At 56.5% G+C, this 19,877-nt stretch carries 21 protein-coding genes; 13 read left to right on the top strand and 8 right to left on the bottom strand.

All coding sequences use genetic code 11. The annotated features are described in order from the left end of the window. Nucleotides 1–94: 94 nt before the first annotated feature. Nucleotides 95–1,087, bottom strand: coding sequence for a UDP-glucose 4-epimerase GalE (gene galE / locus ACRRQW_RS17760; protein ID WP_438482959.1), 993 nt, complete (start codon nucleotides 1,085–1,087; stop codon nucleotides 95–97). A 70-nt stretch (nucleotides 1,088–1,157) separates the two neighbouring features. On the opposite strand from galE, the gene ACRRQW_RS17755 reads away from it, so the two are divergent. The 10 genes from ACRRQW_RS17755 (at nucleotide 1,158) to ACRRQW_RS17710 (ending at nucleotide 9,972) form a co-directional block, all read left to right on the top strand. After that, entirely contained in the window at nucleotides 1,158–2,399 is a 1,242-nt protein-coding gene (locus ACRRQW_RS17755; protein ID WP_438482958.1) for a beta-ketoacyl-[acyl-carrier-protein] synthase family protein, read from the top strand. 14 nt (nucleotides 2,400–2,413) lie between these two features. Next, a complete protein-coding gene (locus ACRRQW_RS17750; RefSeq protein ID WP_438482957.1) occupies nucleotides 2,414–2,668 on the top strand; it encodes an acyl carrier protein in 255 nt (84 codons plus the stop codon). Nucleotides 2,669–2,735: 67 nt separating this feature from the next. Continuing rightward, complete coding sequence (locus ACRRQW_RS17745) at nucleotides 2,736–4,169, top strand: phytoene desaturase family protein (RefSeq protein ID WP_438482956.1); 1,434 nt, start codon at nucleotides 2,736–2,738, stop codon at nucleotides 4,167–4,169. 63 nt (nucleotides 4,170–4,232) lie between these two features. Next, nucleotides 4,233–5,060: a prohibitin family protein gene (locus tag ACRRQW_RS17740; RefSeq protein ID WP_438482955.1), complete on the top strand. Its 828-nt coding sequence runs from the start codon at nucleotides 4,233–4,235 to the stop codon at nucleotides 5,058–5,060. Then, nucleotides 5,057–5,251: a hypothetical protein gene (locus ACRRQW_RS17735; protein ID WP_438482954.1), complete on the top strand. Its 195-nt coding sequence runs from the start codon at nucleotides 5,057–5,059 to the stop codon at nucleotides 5,249–5,251. The genes ACRRQW_RS17740 and ACRRQW_RS17735 overlap by 4 nt, the downstream gene beginning before the upstream one ends. Nucleotides 5,252–5,321: 70 nt before the next feature. Continuing rightward, nucleotides 5,322–6,776 (top strand): phytoene desaturase family protein, encoded by a 1,455-nt coding sequence (locus ACRRQW_RS17730; RefSeq protein ID WP_438483300.1) that lies wholly within the window; start codon nucleotides 5,322–5,324, stop codon nucleotides 6,774–6,776. 9 nt (nucleotides 6,777–6,785) lie between these two features. Next, nucleotides 6,786–7,232: a 3-hydroxyacyl-ACP dehydratase FabZ family protein gene (locus tag ACRRQW_RS17725; protein WP_438482953.1), complete on the top strand. Its 447-nt coding sequence runs from the start codon at nucleotides 6,786–6,788 to the stop codon at nucleotides 7,230–7,232. Beyond that, nucleotides 7,229–8,041, top strand: a complete 813-nt coding sequence (locus tag ACRRQW_RS17720; protein ID WP_438482952.1) for an enoyl-ACP reductase FabI — start codon at nucleotides 7,229–7,231, stop codon at nucleotides 8,039–8,041. The genes ACRRQW_RS17725 and ACRRQW_RS17720 overlap by 4 nt, the downstream gene beginning before the upstream one ends. Nucleotides 8,042–8,048: 7 nt before the next feature. Further along, nucleotides 8,049–9,086, top strand: a complete 1,038-nt coding sequence (locus tag ACRRQW_RS17715) for a 3-oxoacyl-ACP synthase III (protein ID WP_438482951.1) — start codon at nucleotides 8,049–8,051, stop codon at nucleotides 9,084–9,086. Between the two features lies 1 nt (nucleotide 9,087). After that, nucleotides 9,088–9,972: an alpha/beta fold hydrolase gene (locus tag ACRRQW_RS17710; protein WP_438482950.1), complete on the top strand. Its 885-nt coding sequence runs from the start codon at nucleotides 9,088–9,090 to the stop codon at nucleotides 9,970–9,972. Nucleotides 9,973–10,070: 98 nt separating this feature from the next. Here ACRRQW_RS17710 and lepB read toward each other — a convergent pair whose 3' ends face one another. From lepB to ACRRQW_RS17685, 5 genes are read right to left on the bottom strand one after another with little or no spacing between them, the layout of a single operon-like run. After that, the gene (lepB, locus tag ACRRQW_RS17705) at nucleotides 10,071–11,348 is read right to left on the bottom strand and encodes a signal peptidase I (RefSeq protein WP_438482949.1); all 1,278 of its coding nucleotides are present in this window, start codon (nucleotides 11,346–11,348) and stop codon (nucleotides 10,071–10,073) included. 26 nt (nucleotides 11,349–11,374) lie between these two features. Beyond that, nucleotides 11,375–13,174 carry a translation elongation factor 4 gene (gene lepA, locus ACRRQW_RS17700; protein ID WP_438482948.1) on the bottom strand — a complete coding sequence of 600 codons (1,800 nt, stop codon included), beginning with the start codon at nucleotides 13,172–13,174 and terminating at the stop codon, nucleotides 11,375–11,377. Nucleotides 13,175–13,176: 2 nt separating this feature from the next. Then, complete coding sequence (fabD, locus tag ACRRQW_RS17695) at nucleotides 13,177–14,082, bottom strand: ACP S-malonyltransferase (protein ID WP_438482946.1); 906 nt, start codon at nucleotides 14,080–14,082, stop codon at nucleotides 13,177–13,179. A 45-nt stretch (nucleotides 14,083–14,127) separates the two neighbouring features. After that, on the bottom strand, nucleotides 14,128–15,009 hold the full coding sequence (locus ACRRQW_RS17690; RefSeq protein WP_438482944.1) for a hypothetical protein: 882 nt from the start codon (nucleotides 15,007–15,009) through the stop codon (nucleotides 14,128–14,130). A 47-nt stretch (nucleotides 15,010–15,056) separates the two neighbouring features. After that, nucleotides 15,057–16,151: a type IV pilus twitching motility protein PilT gene (locus ACRRQW_RS17685; RefSeq protein ID WP_438482943.1), complete on the bottom strand. Its 1,095-nt coding sequence runs from the start codon at nucleotides 16,149–16,151 to the stop codon at nucleotides 15,057–15,059. Between the two features lie 78 nt (nucleotides 16,152–16,229). Here ACRRQW_RS17685 and dapA point away from each other — a divergent pair, with 78 nt between their 5' ends. Genes dapA through ruvA form a run of 3 tightly spaced genes read left to right on the top strand, consistent with a single transcriptional unit; the run spans nucleotide 16,230 to nucleotide 18,472 of the window. Continuing rightward, nucleotides 16,230–17,120 carry a 4-hydroxy-tetrahydrodipicolinate synthase gene (gene dapA / locus ACRRQW_RS17680; RefSeq protein WP_438482941.1) on the top strand — a complete coding sequence of 297 codons (891 nt, stop codon included), beginning with the start codon at nucleotides 16,230–16,232 and terminating at the stop codon, nucleotides 17,118–17,120. Between the two features lie 6 nt (nucleotides 17,121–17,126). Continuing rightward, entirely contained in the window at nucleotides 17,127–17,858 is a 732-nt protein-coding gene (gene dapB, locus ACRRQW_RS17675; protein ID WP_438482940.1) for a 4-hydroxy-tetrahydrodipicolinate reductase, read from the top strand. Beyond that, nucleotides 17,855–18,472: a Holliday junction branch migration protein RuvA gene (gene ruvA / locus ACRRQW_RS17670; RefSeq protein WP_438482938.1), complete on the top strand. Its 618-nt coding sequence runs from the start codon at nucleotides 17,855–17,857 to the stop codon at nucleotides 18,470–18,472. The genes dapB and ruvA overlap by 4 nt, the downstream gene beginning before the upstream one ends. Before the next feature lie 25 nt (nucleotides 18,473–18,497). Here ruvA and ACRRQW_RS17665 read toward each other — a convergent pair whose 3' ends face one another. Together ACRRQW_RS17665 and ACRRQW_RS17660 are read right to left on the bottom strand one after the other, a co-directional pair. Next, nucleotides 18,498–19,190 (bottom strand): anti-sigma factor family protein, encoded by a 693-nt coding sequence (locus ACRRQW_RS17665; RefSeq protein ID WP_438482936.1) that lies wholly within the window; start codon nucleotides 19,188–19,190, stop codon nucleotides 18,498–18,500. Continuing rightward, entirely contained in the window at nucleotides 19,183–19,809 is a 627-nt protein-coding gene (locus ACRRQW_RS17660) for an RNA polymerase sigma factor (RefSeq protein WP_438482935.1), read from the bottom strand. Before ACRRQW_RS17660 ends, ACRRQW_RS17665 begins: the two co-directional genes overlap by 8 nt. Nucleotides 19,810–19,877 lie beyond the last annotated feature (68 nt).

The following is a 19,877-nucleotide window of genomic DNA, read 5'->3' as shown; positions in this document are numbered from 1 at the left end:
CCGACCTCCGAGCGGGCTGTGAGGATGAACGCTTGGCTCAGAAGATCGCGATTATCCTAGAACCTATCTTCCGGGCAGGTTCCACCTACGAAGTTCACCGATCCTGATAGCCCTTGGGCTTCCTCTCGTGCCAGCGCCACGCGGTTTCGATGATCGGCTCGATGGACAGGTATTTGGGTTTCCAACCGAGTTCGGTTTGAGCCTTGGTTGAATTCGCATACAACGCTGGCGGATCGCCTTCACGACGCGTGGTGTAATTCACCGGCACCTTCAGGCCGGAGACTTTTTCGACCGCGGTGATGACTTCCCTAACTGAAGTCGGTTGTCCGGTGCCGAGATTGTAGAAAAGCGCCGCGCCTGGTTGTTCGAGTTTTTCAAATACCGCAATATGTGCGCGGCTCAAATCGTCCACGTGCACGTAGTCACGCAAGCAGGTGCCATCCGGCGTCGGGTAATCGTCACCGAAAATCTGTAGGGCCGGGCGCAACCCTTGCGCCGCCCCGAAGGCAAGCGGGATGAGGTGCGTCTCGGGATTGTGATCCTCGCCAATCGATCCGTCTTCGGCGGCACCGGCGGCGTTGAAGTAGCGGAAAGTCGCGAAGCTAAGGCCTTGACCGTAGGCGAGTGCCTTAAGCGCGATTTCGACATCGAGCTTGGTTTGACCGTAGGGGTTAATCGGCGCTTGCGGCATATCCTCGACGATGGGCAGCGATTTCACGATGCCGTAGGTCGCGCAAGTCGACGAAAACACAAATTTCTTCACGCCATGCTTTAACATCGAGTCCAGCAGCGTGTAAGTCGCCGAGGTGTTGTTGATGTAGTATTTCAGTGGTTTCGTGACAGATTCGCCGACGTAAGCGAAAGCGGCGAAATGCATCACGACGTCGATTTGCTCATTCTTGAAAATTCGATCCAGCGCGACGCTGTCGCCGAGGTTTACGTCGTGGAAAGGGACAGTGTCCGGCACGGCGGCTTTGTGGCCGTAGGAGAGGTTATCGACCACGACGGGCTTGTGGCCGGCCGCGATGAGTTGACGGACGCAATGACTGCCAATGTATCCGGCACCGCCGGCGACGAGAACTTTCATGAATCTATCCTTTTATTGCTTTTAGGTTTTCACTGGCTAGGCAAATCATTCTATTCCCGCAAAAATCTGTATGAAGCAAACACGCATTGTCATAACCGGCATCGGCCTCACGGCCCCCAACGGTAACTCCTTGAGCGAGTTCCGCCAGAATTTGCTCAATGGCGTCTCCGGCATCACCACTGTCGATGTGCGCTTCATGGGCCGTCATCCGGCGGGCATGTGCACCTTTGACCCACTGAAGTATCAGAAGAAAAAGGATGTGCGCATCGGCACGCGGGCGGGTGGCATCAGCATCTATTGCGCGCGTGAAGCACTGGTCGACAGCGGCATAAATCTCGAAGCCCGCGACCGGAGTCGCATCGGGATATATTTGGGGATCACCGAGCATGGCAACGTCGAGACCGAGAACGAGGTCTATAATATCTCCAAATTCAACTACGACACAAAGTTCTGGACCCACCATCACAACCCTCGCACGGTCGCGAATAATCCCGCCGGCGAAGTGTCGCTCAATCTCGGCATCACGGGCCCCGCTTACACGATCGGCGCGGCCTGCGCCGCAGGCAATATGGGCCTGATCCACGCGGCGCAGATGTTGCGACTAGGCGAAATCGATTTCGCGTTCGGCGGCGGCGTGAGCGAAAGCCCGCAAACGTTCGGGATTTTCGCCGGCTTCAAAAGCCAGAACGCGCTCGCCGCGCACGAAGACCCGACCAAAGCCAGCCGCCCGTTTGACAAAGCCCGCAACGGCATCGTCATTTCCGAAGGCGGCTGCATTTACACGCTCGAACGCCTTGAAGATGCGCAGGCGAGGGGCGCGAAAATCTACGGCGAAATCGCTGGCTACCACGTGAACTCCGATGCCACCGACTACGTGTTGCCCAATCCCGAGCGCCAGGCCGAGTGCGTCCGCAAAGCCATCGCCCACGCCGGCATGACCGTTGAAGACATCGACTTAGTAAACACGCATGCCACGGCCACGCCTCTCGGGGATATTCAGGAATGCCAGGCCATCGCGGAAGTTTTTAAGAGTCGCAGCACGCCTCCTCACATCAACAACACCAAGAGTTTTATCGGCCACGCGATGGGCGCTGCCGGCGCGTTGGAGTTGGCGGGAAATCTGCCGAGTTTCGACGATGGCATCGTGCACGCGTCGATCAACGTCGATAACCTTGACCCTCAGTGCGATATACCGGGCCTCGTGATTAATCAGCCTCGCAAAGCCGACCAGCCGATCGACGTGATTTTAAATAATTCGTTCGGAATGCTCGGGATAAATTCTACGCTGGTAATTAAACGTTTTGTGGCCTAATTCCACGCACCTCCATGACGAAAGACGACTGCAAGAAACTGGTTATCGACATCATCTCCGATATCGCTCCGGACGAAGACCTCAACGGCATCAAGCCTGAGATCAAGCTTCGCGACCAGCTGCAGTTGGACTCCATGGACTTCCTCGACATCGTGATGGAGCTGCGCAAACGCCACGGCATCGAAGTGCCCGAGGCTGATTACACGCACCTCGCTTCGCTCGACAGCTGCGCGGAATACCTGACGCCCAAGTTCGCCGCGAAAGCCTGAGCTTGATTTGATTTCTGTGATTAGGCGGGATCACTGATCCCGCCTTTTTCATTTCTTAAGTCCGCGCATGAAGGAATCCCACTACGACGTCGTCATCATCGGCGCCGGCATGTCCGGTTTGGCCGCGGGCATCCGCTTGGCGCATTTCGGGAAAAAAGTCTGCATCTTCGAGCGCCATAATGCACCCGGAGGTTTGAATAGTTTCTACAGCATCGCCGGCCGCAAATACGACGTCGGGTTGCACGCGATGACCAACTATGTCGCGCCCGGCGTGAAAGGCACCCCGCTCGGCAAATTGCTGCGCCAACTGCGGATTGATCGCGATGAGTTCGCGCTGCGCCCGCAGAAGCAGTCGAAAATCTCATTCGGCCCGAACGGAGAAACCACGCTGCGCTTCACCAACGACTTCGCCGTGCTCGATCAGGAAGTCGTGGAAAAATTCCCCGCGCAAGCGGACGGCTGGCGAGCGCTCGTGCAGCTCGTGCGCATTTACGATGACGTTTCGCTCGATGCCAAAGCCATGTCCGCACGCGAAATTGTGGCGCGCCACATTAGCGATCCGCTGCTCACGGACATGATTTTTTGCCCCGTGATGTATTACGGCAGCGCGCAGGAACACGACATGGAGTTCGGCCAGTTCGTGATCATGTTCAAAGCGCTTTTTCTCGAAGGCTTCGCGCGGCCGCTCGATGGCGTGCGCGTGATCATCCGCGTGCTATTGGAAAAATACCGCCAGGCCGGGGGCGAGCGCCGGATGAAATGCGGCGTGGCGCGCATCGTGGAAGCACAGGGCAGGGCGAGCCGCCTCATCCTCGACGACGGCAGCGAAGTGACCGCCGAGCATGTAATCTCTTCGGTCGGGTTTCCCGAAACGATGAAACTTTGCGCTCCCGCCCACGAAACCGAAGCCGCTGCCAACACCGGCGCGCTTTCATTCGTCGAAACGATCAGCGCATTCAAAGAACAACCGGCTTCGTGGGGTTGGGGCGACGACACGATTATCTTTTTCAACGACTCGGAAAGATTCCATTACGAGCGTGCGCGACGCCAAGTGGATCTGCGCAGCGGCGTGATTTGCCTGCCCAACAATTTTGATTTTGGCGGTGAACAACTGCCGGAAGGGCTGCTTCGCGTGACGTGCCTCGCAAACTACGATCTCTGGGCGCATCTGCCCGAATCAGACTACCAAGCCGACAAGAACCGCTGGTTCGACGCGGCGGTGACAAGCGCACGGAGATTTCTCCCTCGCGTGAACGACGAGGTGCTCGCTAAAAGCGAACTCGCGCGTGACATGTTCACCCCGCGCACGATTAAAAAATTCACCGGCCACTTGAACGGCGCGATCTACGGCGCACCAATTAAAATCCGCGACGGGCGCACGCATCTTTCGAATCTCTACTTGTGCGGAACTGACCAAGGGTTTCTTGGAATCGTCGGTGCGATGCTGAGCGGTATCTCGATGGCTAATTATCACGTATTGCAGGCTTCGACGCGCGGCTGATCTTGAGTTGCCCGGGAAGGCTTTAGCCTTGCTGCATCCGGCCAGCGCCGATGCATTTTAAGCATGCACCCAGCCAAACTTGTCGGCATCGGCCTCATCATCCTCGTCATTGTGATCGGAGCTTCGCAAGCGACCTACGTGGTCGATCCCGGATTTCGCGGCGTCGAAGTAACGTTGGGAAAAGTCAATCCGGTGTTTAAGCCCGAAGGCTTCGGCACGAAATCTCCCTTCGTGTCGCATATCGTCAACGTCCCCGTGCGTCAGCTGACGAACTCCATGTCCACCGAGTGTTACTCCTCCGACCTCCAGCAAGTGGACGTGACGCTCCGCATTCTTTATCGGATTCCGGAATCGTCGGTGGTGAGAATCTTCACCGAGTATTCCGGCGACCCGTTCGACAGCCTCATCGCGCCGCGCGTGCAGGAAGCGTTAAAAGAAGTCGCCGCGTTGCAGAGTGCTGAGATGATCGTGAAGAAACGCGAGGACATCAAAATCAAGTCGCTCGCTGCCGCGCGTGAAAAGATCGGCAACATTCTGGTAATCGAAGATCTCGTCGTGGAAAACATCGTGCTCTCCAAAGAACTCGAGACGGCGATCGAATCCAAGATGGTGCAGGAACAGGAAGCGGCCAAAGCACGTTTCACCCAACAAAAGACTCAAATCGAAGCCGACACCGCGATCATCCGCGCAAAAGGCGAAGCCGAAGCCATCCGCATCCGCGCCGAAGCGATTCGCGACAATCCCGGTTTGATCCAATTGCAAATCGTCGAAAAATGGGACGGCCGCTCGCCCTTAGTGATCGGCGGTTCCGGTGGCGAATCAGGTGGCGGCGCGAATATCTTGCTGCCGCTTGGCTTGCCCACTTCACCCGCGACCCCCGTTAAGCGATGACCCAGCACGGCCGCCGCATCGCCGCGTATCTGATCGCGCTCCTGCTTTTGGTGGGCGTGTGTTTGATTTTTCCGCGCGCGCTCGCGTTCGTGGAACTCGCGGCGCGGGAACTGCGTTATTTTTGGTGGTTGATCCTAATCGCAGCGCTGGGGATTTGGCTCATTTTTTTCTTCAAATCGGGCAAGCGTTAGTCCGGTTCGCGTCGCGCTAAAATTCCCCATTGCGCTTTCGAAAGTGCCCAACTTAGTTGGGCGGCTACGCATGGCTTACGACTGGTTAAAAGGAATCGAAGATCACTACGACATCGTGGTGATTGGCAGCGGCTTGGGTGGCCTCACCGCAGCCAATGTGCTGGCCAAATGCGGCCACAAAGTGCTCTTGCTCGAGCACCATTATCAGTTGGGCGGACTCGCCACGTGGTTCACCCGCAAAGGCGGCCATATTTTCGATATTTCGCTGCACGGTTTTCCGATCGGGATGATCAAATCGGTGCGCAAATACTGGAGCCAGGACATCGCGGATTCCATCGTGCAGTTGAAGGGCGTGCGCTTCATCAATCCGCAGTTCCAAATCGACACGACGTTCGACCGCGAAGATTTCACGCGCCAGCTGGTTGAGAATTTCAAAGTGCCCGCCGAAACCGTGGAGCGATTCTTCACGGACCTGCGCGCGATGAACTTCTACGATAATAACCAGGAAACCACCGGGCAGATGTTCGAGCGCTATTTCCCCGGCCGCGACGACGTGCAGCGCTTGCTGATGGAGCCGATTGCCTACGCCAACGGCTCCACGATGGCGGACCCGGCGATCACCTTCGGCATCGTGTTCTCGAATTTCATGAGCAAAGGCGTTTACACCTTCCAAGGTGGCACCGATGTGCTCATCAAAAAAATGGCCGTTGAGCTAAAGAACAACGGCGTCGATGTCCGCAAACATGTCGTGGTGGAAAAAATCCTCACCGAGGAACGCGACGGCAAAAAACACGTCACCGGCGTCATGGCGAATGGTCGCACGATTCGCTGCGACGCGGTGCTTTCGAACTCGAACATCAAGAACACGGTGCTTCGTCTCGCGGGCGCGGACAATTTCACCCCTGAGTTCGTCGAACAAACGAAAGCCGTGCGCGTGAACAGCAGTTCATGCCAGGTTTATCTCGGCATCAAGAAAGGCGAAACGCTGCCGCACATCGGCGACCTTGTCTTTACGTCGGACGAGCCGAAATTTTCCAGCGACAAGCTAGTCGATCTGCACACCAGCAGCCGGACGTTTTCCATGTATTATCCGGATACCCGTCCGGGCACGGATCGCTACACGGTGGTCGTCTCGATCAACGCGAAATACGACGACTGGAATAATCTCACACCTGAACAGTATGCGGTGGAAAAACAGCGGCTCATCGAGGAATCCATTACGTCGTTGGAGAAATTTATTCCTGATGTCCGCGGCAAGATCGACTGGATGGAAGCGGCTACGCCGCGGACGGTGGAATATTACACCCATCACTGGAAAGGCACCTCATTCGGCACGAAGTTCGAAGGCCTGAAGATTTCCATGGATTTGCCGGATCAATTAACCGGCCTCTATCACGCCGGCTCAGTGGGAATCATCATGTCAGGCTGGCTTGGCACGATTAACTACGGCGTCATCGTGGCGAACAAAGTCGATAAGATGATCGTCGCGAAAAAACGCGCCGCCGTCGTCGCCACTTCCGCTTAACTTTATCCCATGAACGAAGTCGAAAAACTCATCCCGCACCGTCCCCCGTTTCTGTTTGTCGATGAAATCGTTTCGCACGAAGGCGAAGTCCTCGTGGCCAAACGCACGTGGCGCGCGGACGAGGATTTTTACAAGGGCCATTATCCCAATGCACCGATTACGCCCGGCGTGTTGCTGTGCGAAAGCGTTTTCCAAACTGGCGCCTTGCTGATGGCCAAATTGATGGCGGGTGGAGCAGGCGGGCAGGGTGGCGTGCCGCTGCTCACAAAAGTCAGCGACGTGCGCTTCCGTTTGCCGGTTTACCCCGGTGACACCGTGACGATCGAAGTGAAGCGCAAGGAAACGATGGGCGATTTTCATTTCATGAGCGGCACAATGAAGAACGGCGACAAGCGCGTGATGAACGTGGATTTTTCGGTGGCGTGGAAGAAGCCCGACGGCCAAGTGACGACATGAGCGATTTCCTCAACGTCGCGGGCAAAACCTACCTCGTGATGGGCGTGGCGAATCGCAAAAGCGTCGCTTGGGCCATCGCGAAAACCCTCGAAGAGCAAGGCGCGCGTGTGGTGTTTAGCGTGCGTTCGGAAGCGCGCAAAAAATCCCTCGAAACGCTGCTCGCGGGCAAACTGGTTTTCATCTGCGACGTCGAGCAAGAGGGCGCCTGCGAAAAACTCGCCGCGGAAGTGGCCGCGGCGAATCTCGCACCATTGCACGGCATCGTGCACTCGATCGCGTTCGCGAACTACAGCGAAGGCTTCAAGCCATTCCACGAGACGAAGCGGAAGGATTTCCTGCAAGCGAGTGCGATTTCCGCATTCTCTCTGGTTGAGTTATCCAACGCGTTAAAACCGCATCTCGCTCGGAACGCTTCGGTGGTAACGATCGGCATTTCTTCGCTGCAAGTGACGCCAGATAATTACGGCTACATGGGCCCAATCAAAGCTGCGCTCGATTCGTGCAGTCGCTTTCTCGCGAAATCGTTCAGCACAGACACCGAAGTGCGGTTCAATGTCGTCGGCTCGGGGCCCTTGAAGACCAGCGCGTCCGCCGGAATTCCGGGGTATCTGGAAAGTTATCTCTATTCCGAAAAGCTCACGTTTCGGAAAAAGAATTTGGAAACTCAAGAAGTCGCCAACACGACGGTTTTTCTTTTGAGCGAACGCAGCAGCGGTTTGAACGGAGCCACGCTGGTGGTCGACGCGGGACTGGGCGCCAATTTTTTCGACAAGGAAATCATCCGCCTCGCGATGCGGATGGAAAAATAATTCCGCCATGCGCTTTCGCCACGCTTGCATCGAATCGATCGCCGCGGTTTTGCCGGATGAAATTTGGTCTTCCGCGCACATCGAGGAACGGCTGACGCCACTCTACGAACGCCTGAAACTTCCTGTCGGCCGCCTGGAGTTGATGACGGGGATCAAAGAGCGGCGCATGTGGGCGCCCGGCACGCGCCCGTCCGACGCCAGCGCCGCCGCCGGCAAAGCCGTGCTGGCTGGGTCGTCGCTGGCCGCTGATCGCATCGAAACGTTTATCCACTGCGCGGTGTCGCGCGATATGTTGGAGCCCGCGACGGCATCGTTCGCGCACCATAAAATTGGACTCGGCGCGCACACGCAGGTGTTTGATTTATCGAATGCGTGTCTCGGATTTCTCAACGGACTCGTGACGCTCGGAGCGATGATTGACTCCGGTCAGATTCGTTGCGGCATGGTCGTCGCCGGCGAAAACGGTCGGCCGCTCGTCGAGCAAACGCTGAAACATCTGCTCGAAAAACCGCTCACGCGAAACGAGATCAAACCATTCTTCGCGAATCTCACGATTGGCTCCGGTGCGGTGGGCGCGATTGTGTGTCACGAAGACTTGTTGCCAGCGGGTGCGCAAAAACACCGCCTGCTTGCGGGCGCGTATTATGCCGCGACGCAGCACAGCACACTTTGCCAGGGCGACACCGCCGGCGAAGCGTTGCAGATGGAAACCGACTCCGAGCAGCTGTTGCTCGCTGGCGTAGAGGTCGCGCGGAACACCTGGGAGTTATTCGAAAAGGAAAGCGGCTGGGATCGCGCGACACCGAATCACATTATCTGCCACCAAGTCGGCAGCACGCATCGACGCAAACTTTACGAGACCGTGGGACTGGATTTGGCGAAGGATTATTCGACGTTTGAAACCTTGGGAAACACCGGATCCGCCGCGCTGCCCACCGCGTTGGCCTTGGCGGCGAAACGCGGTGCTTTGAAAGGTGGAGGTAAAGCCGCGTTGCTCGGCATTGGCAGCGGTATCAACAGCCTGATGCTAGCCGTGGAATGGTGACATGAACGAAGCGGTGCAGACATTGCCAAACTGGTTGCAGGAAATTTATCCGTTCGAGCCGAAGCGCTTTGATACGGGCCGCGGCGTCATGAGTTATCTCGACGAAGGTTCGGGCGACGAAGCGGTGCTGATGGTTCACGGAAACCCGACATGGTCGTTTTATTACCGAAATCTCGTGCTGGGTTTGCGCGGCAAGATTCGTTGCATCGCGCCAGATCACATCGGCTGTGGGCTCTCGGACAAGCCGCAGGATTTTAATTACACGTTAAGTGAGCATATCAAAAACCTGCGCGCACTCATCGAAAGCCTGGGGCTGAAAAGAGTGCATCTCATCGTGCACGATTGGGGCGGGCCGATCGGCTTGGGGACGATGCTCGAGATGCCGCATTTGTTCGGCAAGGTCGTGATTCTGAATACCGCAGCGTTTGCAGACACAGTGGTTCCGTGGCGCATCCGGCTGTGCCGTGCTCCGTTGATCGGCGAACTGCTGGTGCGCGGGTTTAACGGCTTTGCGGGGCCCGCCGCATGGATGTCAGTGACCAAGCCGTTGACGGCGGAAGTGAAACGCGGATTCCTGTTTCCTTACGATAATTGGGCCAACCGCATCGCGACACATCGTTTTGTCGTGGATATCCCAAGTGGGCGAGGCACCAGCAGCGACGTAGCGCTTGCGCGAATCGAAGAGAAACTACCGATGCTCAACGAACTGCCGGTGCGAATTCTTTGGGGTGGCGAGGATTTCTGTTTCAACCGCCATTACTACGATCGCTGGCGCGAACTCTTGCCGAATGCCGCGGCGACTTACGACGAAAAAGCAGGGCATTACGTTTTGGAAGACGCGTCCGAAGCTTGCCTGAAAGAGATCGAGCGGTTCCTTGGCCGCTAAAGGGCGCAGTGAAAATCCAGCTATCTGAAATTCCGCTTCAATCCTATATTAGACATAATGTCCATTGTGCCTAAATGCGGAATAGACCAAACCGAAGTTTAACGCGCTGGGCCCCAACGTGTTGTTAGCGGATAATAAATAAACAACGGCCGTCCCACGACTTCTTTCTCAGGCACAAATCCCCAAGCGCGGCCATCTTTACTATCGGGCGAATTGTCGCCCATGGCGAAGAATGCGTGCTCCGGAACCTTGAGAACCGAGTCTTTCTCCAATAAGCCGCTGTTTTGATAACCTGGGTATAAACCCTCTTTGCGCGCATTTTTGCCAAACGCGCTGGAGCCTTCGATTGGAGCTCCGTTTCGGTAAAGCGCCGGCTCTTTGACCTCCAATTTGTCGCCAGGAAGTCCAACGAGACGTTTCACGTAATATTGCTTGATTTGCGCGCCGGTCACCGCATCGCGCATTTCGGGGCTTTTGATGTTTTCGGTTCTAAAAACAAATCCAGAGCCGACTTTCGGCTTCACGAAATTGTAGCTCAAGCGTTCTACGAACAGCAAATCGCCGGTCAGGATATCAAATGAAAAAAGATTCTCACCGCGCTTCACGGCTTTGCCCAGCGGCAGCCAGTAAACACGCGCTTCGCCGCGGCGTTCGCCGTCGCGGAGTGACAACATTGAGCTTTCAAGATTTCCGGCAATTCGGCCGGCTTGAGGAAAACTTTCGCTCAACCATTTCCGGCGCGGGTCGAAATCCGCCGGCAAGCTGATTTTAGTCAGCTGGCCGCCCACCGAAAAGGTGTATTCATGCAACACCGTTGGAAAAATGAAGAAGCTGCGACCGGGAGTTGAACTGATCGCCGGAAATCCGCTGCGCGTGACCGCGAGCATCACTTCGCCATCCGCCGGTGCTTTGATCGAATAATTCGATGCGCCCAGTCCAACGAAACGCGCGGCACGACGCGCCAATCCTGGCTCTTCGCCGGCTTGGAAAACTTCGCCGGTCATCCCGTAGTAACTCGGCCACATCGAATTCGTCGGAATCTTAAACGGCTGGATGAAATACGCGCGCAAACCAAGAATTACAATGGCCGCAACGAGGAAAAATTCGACGTTTTCGCGCAACGAAGAAACGGGGTAAATTCGTCCGCCCGTGTCGCGCAAGACCGACTCCAACGACTCGATGGCCATTTTCAGTTTACTCGCATCGGCGCGCTCTTTCAGCCGCGTCTTCACGTCGCCGGCTGCGCTCACCAGCCGTTGATTTTGGGACTCGCTGAGCAAGTCGCGGCGAAATTTATAGACGCGATCAGCCACCTCGAGCCAGTGCTCGGCGCTTTGCCGCATCTTTTTTTGTTCGGAATAAAAAAAACTGAACACGGTGGCGGCGGGGTTGAGCGAATGGATTAGCTGTTGGTCTTGAGCACCTGGATGAAGGCGTCGGGCGGAATCGAAACTCGCCCGATTTGCTTCATCTTCTTTTTGCCCTCTTTCTGCTTATCGAGCAACTTTCGTTTACGGGAAATATCGCCGCCGTAGCACTTCGCGGTGACGTCTTTGCGCATCTCGCGAACATTGTCGCGCGCGATGATCTTCCCACCGATCGCGGCTTGCACCGCGATTTTAAACATTTGCGGCGGAATAATCGCGGCCAGTTTTTCGCACAGCGACCTCCCCTGACCTTCCGCTTTCGAGCGGTGCACAATACTGGCAAACGCGTCGACTGGATCGTTGTTCACGAGGATATCCATTCGCACGAGATCGGACACACGGTATTCCCCGAGTTCGTAATCCATCGAGCCGTAGCCGCGCGTAATGCTCTTCAAGCGGTCGTTGAAATCGACGAGGATTTCATTGAGCGGCAATGCGCACGTCAGCATCACGCGCGCGCCGTCGAGCGTGTCGGTGTGATCGCACGTGCCGCGCTTTTCCATGATCAAGCTGAGAATATCGCCCATGAACTCGTTGGGAATATGGATCGATGACTTGATGGTCGGTTCCGAAATTTCATCGATCGTGGCCGGATCCGGCAGATTCACCGGGTTATCCACTTCGATGATTTCCCCCCCGTGTTTCTTCACTTTGTAAACGACGCTTGGGTAAGTGGAGATGATCTCGACGTCGTATTCGCGACGAATGCGCTCTTGCACAACTTCCATGTGCAACAATCCAAGGAAGCCGCAGCGAAAGCCGAAACCGAGCGCCACCGAACTCTCGGATGAATAAATCAGCGCAGAGTCGTTCAAGCGCAACTTACCCAGCGCCACTTTCAGTTTCTCGTAATCATCCGACTCGAGCGGATACAGGCCGCAATACACCATCGGCCGCACTTCTTTGTAGCCGGGCAGCATTTCCAAGGCCGGTTTGTTTGCATGCGTGATGGTGTCGCCGATCTTGATATCATCGGTGCTTTTGATGCTGCTGATGATGTAGCCGACGTCGCCCGGCCCAAGTTTGTCGATCTTCTCCATGCCGGGACGAAACACACCGACTTCCTTCACCTCGGAACGTTGATTAGTGCTCATCAGCGCCATCATTTCGCCGGCTTTGATCGTGCCGGAGAAAACGCGCGCATACGAAATCACGCCGCGATAGGCATCGTATTTCGAGTCGAACACCAGCGCTCGCAAGGTCGGATAATCCGTCCAACGCGGCGCGGGAATCCGCGACACCACCGCTTCGAGAATGTCCTGAATGCCAATGCCCGACTTGCCGCTCGCCAGAATCGCTTCCTCTGCAGGAATCGTCAGGATGTCCTCGAGCTGCCGCATGCAGAGTTCGAGGTTGGCGCTCGGCAGGTCGATCTTGTTGATGACCGGAATAATTTTGAGGCCTTGCTGCTCCGCCAAATGAGCATTTGCCACCGTCTGCGCTTCGACACCTTGCGCGGCGTCGATCAACAACAACGCGCCTTCGCAGGCAGCGAGTGAACGTGACACTTCATACGCAAAATCCACGTGTCCGGGCGTGTCCGTCAGGTGCAGTTTGTAGATCTGGCCGTCCTTCGCCGGATAATTCATCACCACCGGATGCATCTTGATCGTGATGCCGCGCTCTTTCTCGAGATCCATCGAGTCCAAGTGCTGGTCGGTCATGTTCCGCTTCGTGATGGTGCTCGTATATTCGAGCAAACGGTCGGACAACGTCGTTTTCCCGTGATCGACGTGGGCAATGATACAAAAGTTACGGGTAAGAAGCGCAGACATGCTCAAGCGATAACGTCGGCCAGCTCGGCAAACGATTTGACGACCCAGGTTTTCTCGGTGCGACGCGCCAATCCGGCGAGGACACCACCCGGGCCACATTCCCAAAATTCCGTCGCACCGGCCGCCACGCAATTGCGCATGCAGTCTTCCCACAACACCGACGAGACGACTTGTTTGATCAAGGCTTCGCGAATCTCATTCGGCGTGCTGACCACTTGTCCGGTCGTGTTGCTCAACACCGTAAACTTCGGTGCGTTAAAAGTGATTCCCGCCAGATACGTCGCGAACTCAGCGCGCGCCGGCTCCATCAAGCGGCTGTGATAAGCGCCCGCGACATTCAGCGCCATGACGCGCTTCAAGCCTTTGTCTTTCGCGGCAGCGACCAGCGCATCGACGCTCGTCTTTTCGCCCGAAACAATGATTTGGCCGGGCGCATTAAAGTTGGCCGCTTCGATGCCGAATTCTTTGCACAGCTCGTAAACTTTCGGCCGATCCTCACCGATAATCGCCGCCATGCCGCCGACCGTTTTCTCGCAGGCTTGCTGCATCAATCGACCGCGTTCCGCGACAACCTTCAGACCGGTCGAAAAATCAAACACTCCAGCTGAGGTCAGCGCGGTGACTTCGCCCAAGCTCAGACCCATCGCAAATTTTACTTCCGGCAGCTTGCCCGCCTCGCGCAGCGCCGCGACCAGGGCCAATCCATGGACAAACAAGGCCGGCTGGCAGACCTTGGTTTGCGTGAGCTCGGCTTCCGGGCCTTCGAAGCTGATTTTCTTCAAATCCCAGCCCAAAACCTGATTGGCTTCATCGTAAAGCACGCGCGCCGCTGCCGAGCCTTCGTATAAAGACTTGCCCATGCCCACTTTCTGGGCGCCCTGACCTGCAAAAATGAGTGCTACTGACATAGATGAAAGGTCGGTTAAACCGTCCGAACGTCTAAAAACCAAGCCCTAAAATTTCTTCAGCTGCGGGAAGTATTTTTTGTCGTCCGCCCGGTCTGGGATGAGCGGTTTTTTATCGCCGAAATTGACCCGATTTTCAGGCAGCGGCGGAACCGAATTTGTTGCCGCGGACGGCACAAAAGACCCGGATAACGCCTCATTGAAATTAAGACCGGCCGGAACCGGTGCGGGCCGACTTGGCTCGTGGACGGTCGGCGATTCGATTCCAGCCAAATATGGATTTTTCGCCGAAGGAATTTCGGCTGCTCCGCGACCGGAAAATTCGGGTCCACCGTTCATCGCAGAAGAATTTCCACTTACCGGAGAACCGCCGTTCGCAACGACCGGCGAAGCTCCGGTCTCCGGTTTGAGCGCGACTTTATCGAAAAATTCCCCGCGCACCGGAGAGTTGCCCATCCATTCGCGGAGAAAAGGTGCCAATGGATCGGCCAAAGGTGCCGTTTTTGCAGCAGGCTTTGCTGACTCTTTTTTCTCCGCCTCATTTTGCTGCTCGGTGTAAACCTCGAGCAAGCTCCCCGGCGTTTTATCCGGAGCTTGCGTTGCTTGCTCTGGGTTCAGGGTTCCCTGCGCGCTGATCGCGTCGCCTCGTTCGGCCTTCGCTTGCTGTTTTTTCTCCAGCTGCTGCACGCCGTCGACGAGCCAGTTTTTCTGGGCCTCCTTTTTCTTCGCCAACTCCTTTTCCATTTTCTGCGGATTAGGCATCTCGAGAGGAGTTGCCCCCGGAGTTACAATTTGTAGCTGGGGAAGACTGACCGACGCTTTGCCGCCCTCCGATGAATTTTTCTGCGACTGCGCCTTTTGCAATGCCTTGAGCTCCGACTGCGTGCTTTCCAAAGGAGCCCCACTCTGCTGGCCGCGTAGCGCGAGCACGGCGACTGTGAGCGCCGCTCCGCGGAGAATGTGCCGCCACCGCCGCATCAGGTTTTGAAGAAAATCCCCTTCAGATTCATCTCCAACGCCGCAGGATTGGGCGAAAAACGCAGGCCGTCCGCTTTGCTGATTTTGCCTTCTTTGATCAGGCGATAGATATCTTTGTTGAACGATTTGTTACTCGAATCGCTACTGGACTCAAGCAGGTGCTGAATCTTGTCGTTGTGCCCGTCGAGGATGAGATTTCGCACGGTCGCATCGGCCGTCAGGATTTCGTGCGCTGCGTAACGCCCGCCGCCTTCGAGCGCGGGAATTAATTTCTGACAGATAAATCCGCGCAACGAGCCCGCGATCTGGCGGCGCGCCTGCGCGAGTTGCTCGGGTGGGAAAAACTCAAATAAACGCGTGAGCGATTGCGCCACCGTGGCCGCGTGCATCGTTGAGAACACCAAGTGACCCGTCTCGGCCGCCGAAATCGCCGTCTCAAACGTCTCCTTGTCGCGCATTTCGCCGATGAGGATGATGTCAGGATTCTGACGCAGCACCGACTTGATCGCCAATTCGAAGCTCGGCACATCGAGGCCGATTTCGCGTTGCTGGAACAATGATTTGTCGTCGCTGAAGGTGTATTCGATCGGGTCTTCGATGGAAACGATGTGTTTGTCCATGTTCTGGTTAATCCAGTTCAACATCGCCGCCATCGTGGAGCTTTTGCCCGAACCTGTTGCGCCGCACACGAGGAGAATACCATCTTTCGCCTGCGCCATTTTCACCAGTGCGTCGGCCTCGATTTTCAGTTCCTCGAAAGTCGGCGGGCGGCTCTTGATGTGGCGAAACACGATGCTCACTAGACCGCGCTGGTGAAAGGCGTTCACACGAAACCGACCGATGTCGTCCGCCGCGTAGGCAAAGTCCACCTGGCCGTCCTTTTCCCACTTATCTTTAAAAACCCGCGGGACTTTCTCGTCTACGAACGCCTGCGCGTGCTCACACGAAATCGGATCCATTTCCACCGGACGCAAACGCCCGCCAAGCCGCAAATAGCCCGGTCTTTCCGATTTAATCACGATGTCGCTCGCACCACTATCCACCGCGAGTTTGAGCAGGTCGTTAACTATTTCGGAATGAAGTGTGATACTCATGGAATTTTGTGCGTGAACCGGCTTTAAAGCTGTGCTTTGCCTACAGGTCAACTTGACCACGTTCAAGGTAACTTTCCCATGAAACGACCACGCATCTTCACCGGCAGCTACACTGCTCTCGTAACGCCCTTCAAAAACGGGGCCGTAGCTTACGACGAATTGAAAAAGCTCGTGGAGTTCCAAATCAAAGGCGGCATCGACGGTCTCGTTCCTGTCGGCACGACCGGCGAATCGCCGACTGTCACGCACGAAGAGCACAACGAAATCATTCGCTGCGTCATCGCCGCTGCGCGCGGCCGCGTCCCGGTCATTGCCGGCACCGGTTCCAACTCCACGCAAGAGGCGATCTATACGACGCAGGAAGCCGACAAGGCCGGCGCAGACGGCATGCTTGTCGTAGCGCCCTACTACAATCGCCCGACACAGGAAGGCCTTTTCCAACACTTCGCTCGCGTGGCCGAATCCACTGACAAACCAATCATGCTCTACTCCATTCCCGGACGTTGCGGCGTGGAAATCAGCGTCGGTGTCGTCGAGCGCCTCCGCGCGAAATATCCTCACGTCGCGCACATCAAGGAAGCCGGCGGCAGCGTTGATCGCGTCGATCAACTCATTCAAGCGCTCGGCGATGACATCACGGTGTTGAGTGGCGACGACAGCCTCACCGTTCCATTCATGTCGGTCGGCGCGAAAGGCGTCGTGAGTGTCGCCTCGAATTATTTTCCAAAAGAAGTTTCCCGGCTCACCGCCCTCGCCCTCGCCGGCGATTACGCCAAGGCGCGCAAGCTGCACCAGAAGATGTATCAAATCTTCAAAACGTTCTTCATCGAATCGAATCCCGCTCCCATCAAAGCCGCGATGACGCGCGCCGGGATCATCGGCTCCGAAGAAGTCCGCCTGCCCCTCTGTGGGCTCTCCGAGGCCAGCCGCAAGACGCTCTTCGCCGTGCTCGACGCCACCAAAGGCTAAAATCTCATGGCGCTCAAAATTCTTCTTAACGGAGCGAAAGGTCGCATGGGCCACGCTATCGCGGCAGCAGCACAGGACGCGGGTGCCGTGATCAGCGCGGGAATCGACTTCGGCGACAACCTCGCCGCGCACGTGAGCGACTGCGATGTGATCATCGATTTCAGCTCGCATCGTGCCACCGCCGCAGTGCTGGACGTCGCCATCGCGCAGAATAAACCGGTGGTCATCGGCACGACCGGCCACGCGGCAGACGAAAAGAAACATCTGCTCATGCAAGCCGCGAAAGTGCCCTGCGTGTGGGCGGGAAACTTTTCCGTCGGCGTGAACCTGTTGTTCGCGCTCACGCGTCACGCCACGAAAGTGCTCGGCGCGGACTACGACACCGAGGTCATCGAGATGCATCATCGCTTTAAAAAAGACGCTCCTAGCGGCACGGCCGCGCGTCTGCTCGAAATCATTCTCGAAGAACGCAAACTCAACGCCGAATCTCTGCGCCACGGTCGCTCGGGCATCACCGGCGAACGCCAGCCGAGCGAAGTCGGTGTGCATGCGTTACGCGGCGGCGATGTAGTCGGCGATCACACCGTGCTCTACGCCGCACTCGGCGAACGCGTGGAACTCACCCACAAAGCCAGCGATCGCGGCATCTTTGCACGCGGAGCGATTCGCGCAGCCAACTGGGTCGTATCCCAAAAACCTGGTGTCTACGACATGCAGGACGTCTTGGGACTCAAATGATCACGAGCGTCAGCGGCATTCTTGTCGCGGCCACGCCGCTTTCCGCGGTGATTGAAACCGGCGGTCTCGGCTACGAGGTGCACATTCCGGTTACCACCGCTGAGCGCCTTCCAGGCGTCGGCCAAAATGCCAAGCTACACACGCTCGCCGTGTATCGCGAAGACTCAGCGACGCTCTACGGCTTTGCTTCGCAGGAGGAGCGCGATTTTTTTCGTTTGCTCGTCGAGAAAGTTACCGGCGTCGGCCCGAAGATGGCGTTGAGTGTCCTGAGCAAACTTTCCCTCGCGTCATTAAAAGGTGCCATTGCTGCCGGCGATGTCGGTCTACTCGCGAAATGTCCAGGCATCGGCAAAAAGACCGCCGAGCGCCTTGTCATCGAGTTGCGTGACAAATTAAATTCGGCTGACCTCGGCACCGTCGCGGCCTCCTCCTCGGCGGATGTGGCTCAGCCGACAGCTGCGATCGGTCCCGAAAATAAAATTCGCGATGCGGCACTCGCACTTGCTGCACTCGGTTACAAAACGGCCGATGCAGACAAAGCGGTTCGTCAGGCGTGGATCGCGCTGGGCGCAAATGCAACAACCGAGGCCCTCATTAAGAAGGCACTCGGTTGATCAAAAACAAACCAACGATCCCGGCTTAGCGCTGGAATTGGAAGGCCGTGAATTCGGCCTGCGGCTGCGTGGCAGACTGCTGATTACGATACAGGCGATAGTTAACGGTTTCCGTATTCCGCTTCGAGTCGAACACCCCGTCTTCGAACAACGACGGCGCGCGCGAGGCTTTCAACTGAGCATCAGCGAAACTGCGCTGCTCTTCATTACGGAGCGCCGTCAGTAGGGCGCTGTAGTGTTGCTCTGATTCCGAAGAACGAAGACCGGCGTAAGTAGTGTGAACTTCAGCTGTGGACTGAACCGGCGTTGCCTGCGGAGCAACCGCGGCGACTTGCACGGCGGGCGCACTGGATTGAGCAACGAGATCGTTCGAAGCAGACGTTTGCGTGCCGTTAAATTGCACGAGCGCAAAAGCGACACAGGCAGCGGCAGCCAGACTACCGACGACGTAACGCACAGGCGAAACGCGCTTACTCTTGGCCGTGACAAATTTCTCAATCGTGCCGCCTCCTACGATCTTCGCCGAAGGCTCCGTCGCCTGTGCGCGGAAGCTATCATAAACCATCGCCGTGGCGCGGTTCATTTTGCAGTATTGTTGATAGATGGCGCGACGGCTCGGATTCGATTGAATCTCGAGTTCCAGCTCGGCGGTCTCCGCGGCAGTGATCTCGCGGTCGACGTAAAGGTTAACTAACTCGATGAAACGGTGGTCATTCATTGTTTTGAAACTCCTGCCCCAATCTTTCGCGCAAGCTTTCGCGGGCGCGAGCGATGCGGCTCTTAACGGTTCCTACGCTAATTCCTAAAATTTCAGCAATCTCCTCGTAAGCGAGGTTGCGCACATTCCGGAGAATGAGGATCTCGCGATGCTTCTCGTTGAGTTCTTCCATGCACTCCGCGACGCGCGACACGAATTCCTGCGTAACAGTCGCATCTTCTGGCGACTCCTGTTCAGCCGGGATGAGTTCAGCGAGCGTGGTGTCGTTATCGCCACTCACCGGCGCGTCGAACGAAATGGATTTATCGCGCTTGCGGCGCCACCAATACCAATACCGGTTGCGAGCCAAGTTCGTCGCAATCTGATAGAGCCACGTCGAAAATGCGGAATCGCCGCGAAAATTCGTCAGTCCACGGTGGGCGCGGATGAACGCATCCTGCGTGACCTCTTCGGCATCCTGCTGGTTGCGCAGAAGCTGGTTTACCATCCCGTAGATGCGATCCCAGTAACGGGTGACCAGTTGATCAAAGGCCGCGGAATCCCCGCCTTTAAAACGATCCACCAGCATGCGATCTAAAGCTACTTCTTGGGCTTTGGCAGTCATAGTGTCAGTCTCCATAGGATTAGGAAATTTGAGTATTGTTCCCACAAAATCGTTGGTTGAAGGCCCCAGCATGAAGTTTGGGT

Source organism: Oleiharenicola lentus (assembly GCF_051660365.1).
GTDB classification, from domain to species: domain Bacteria; phylum Verrucomicrobiota; class Verrucomicrobiia; order Opitutales; family Opitutaceae; genus Lacunisphaera; species Lacunisphaera lenta_A.
This window is presented reverse-complemented; position numbering and strand designations above follow the sequence as displayed.

Coding starts and splice junctions, on each gene's coding strand:
- galE (WP_438482959.1), bottom strand. CDS start 1,087: ATGAAAGTTCTCGTCGCCGGCGGTGCCGGATACATTGGCAGTCATTGC.
- ACRRQW_RS17755 (WP_438482958.1), top strand. CDS start 1,158: ATGAAGCAAACACGCATTGTCATAACCGGCATCGGCCTCACGGCCCCC.
- ACRRQW_RS17750 (WP_438482957.1), top strand. CDS start 2,414: ATGACGAAAGACGACTGCAAGAAACTGGTTATCGACATCATCTCCGAT.
- ACRRQW_RS17745 (WP_438482956.1), top strand. CDS start 2,736: ATGAAGGAATCCCACTACGACGTCGTCATCATCGGCGCCGGCATGTCC.
- ACRRQW_RS17740 (WP_438482955.1), top strand. CDS start 4,233: ATGCACCCAGCCAAACTTGTCGGCATCGGCCTCATCATCCTCGTCATT.
- ACRRQW_RS17735 (WP_438482954.1), top strand. CDS start 5,057: ATGACCCAGCACGGCCGCCGCATCGCCGCGTATCTGATCGCGCTCCTG.
- ACRRQW_RS17730 (WP_438483300.1), top strand. CDS start 5,322: ATGGCTTACGACTGGTTAAAAGGAATCGAAGATCACTACGACATCGTG.
- ACRRQW_RS17725 (WP_438482953.1), top strand. CDS start 6,786: ATGAACGAAGTCGAAAAACTCATCCCGCACCGTCCCCCGTTTCTGTTT.
- ACRRQW_RS17720 (WP_438482952.1), top strand. CDS start 7,229: ATGAGCGATTTCCTCAACGTCGCGGGCAAAACCTACCTCGTGATGGGC.
- ACRRQW_RS17715 (WP_438482951.1), top strand. CDS start 8,049: ATGCGCTTTCGCCACGCTTGCATCGAATCGATCGCCGCGGTTTTGCCG.
- ACRRQW_RS17710 (WP_438482950.1), top strand. CDS start 9,088: ATGAACGAAGCGGTGCAGACATTGCCAAACTGGTTGCAGGAAATTTAT.
- lepA (WP_438482948.1), bottom strand. CDS start 13,174: ATGTCTGCGCTTCTTACCCGTAACTTTTGTATCATTGCCCACGTCGAT.
- fabD (WP_438482946.1), bottom strand. CDS start 14,082: ATGTCAGTAGCACTCATTTTTGCAGGTCAGGGCGCCCAGAAAGTGGGC.
- ACRRQW_RS17685 (WP_438482943.1), bottom strand. CDS start 16,151: ATGAGTATCACACTTCATTCCGAAATAGTTAACGACCTGCTCAAACTC.
- dapA (WP_438482941.1), top strand. CDS start 16,230: ATGAAACGACCACGCATCTTCACCGGCAGCTACACTGCTCTCGTAACG.
- dapB (WP_438482940.1), top strand. CDS start 17,127: ATGGCGCTCAAAATTCTTCTTAACGGAGCGAAAGGTCGCATGGGCCAC.
- ruvA (WP_438482938.1), top strand. CDS start 17,855: ATGATCACGAGCGTCAGCGGCATTCTTGTCGCGGCCACGCCGCTTTCC.
- ACRRQW_RS17665 (WP_438482936.1), bottom strand. CDS start 19,190: ATGAATGACCACCGTTTCATCGAGTTAGTTAACCTTTACGTCGACCGC.
- ACRRQW_RS17660 (WP_438482935.1), bottom strand. CDS start 19,809: ATGGAGACTGACACTATGACTGCCAAAGCCCAAGAAGTAGCTTTAGAT.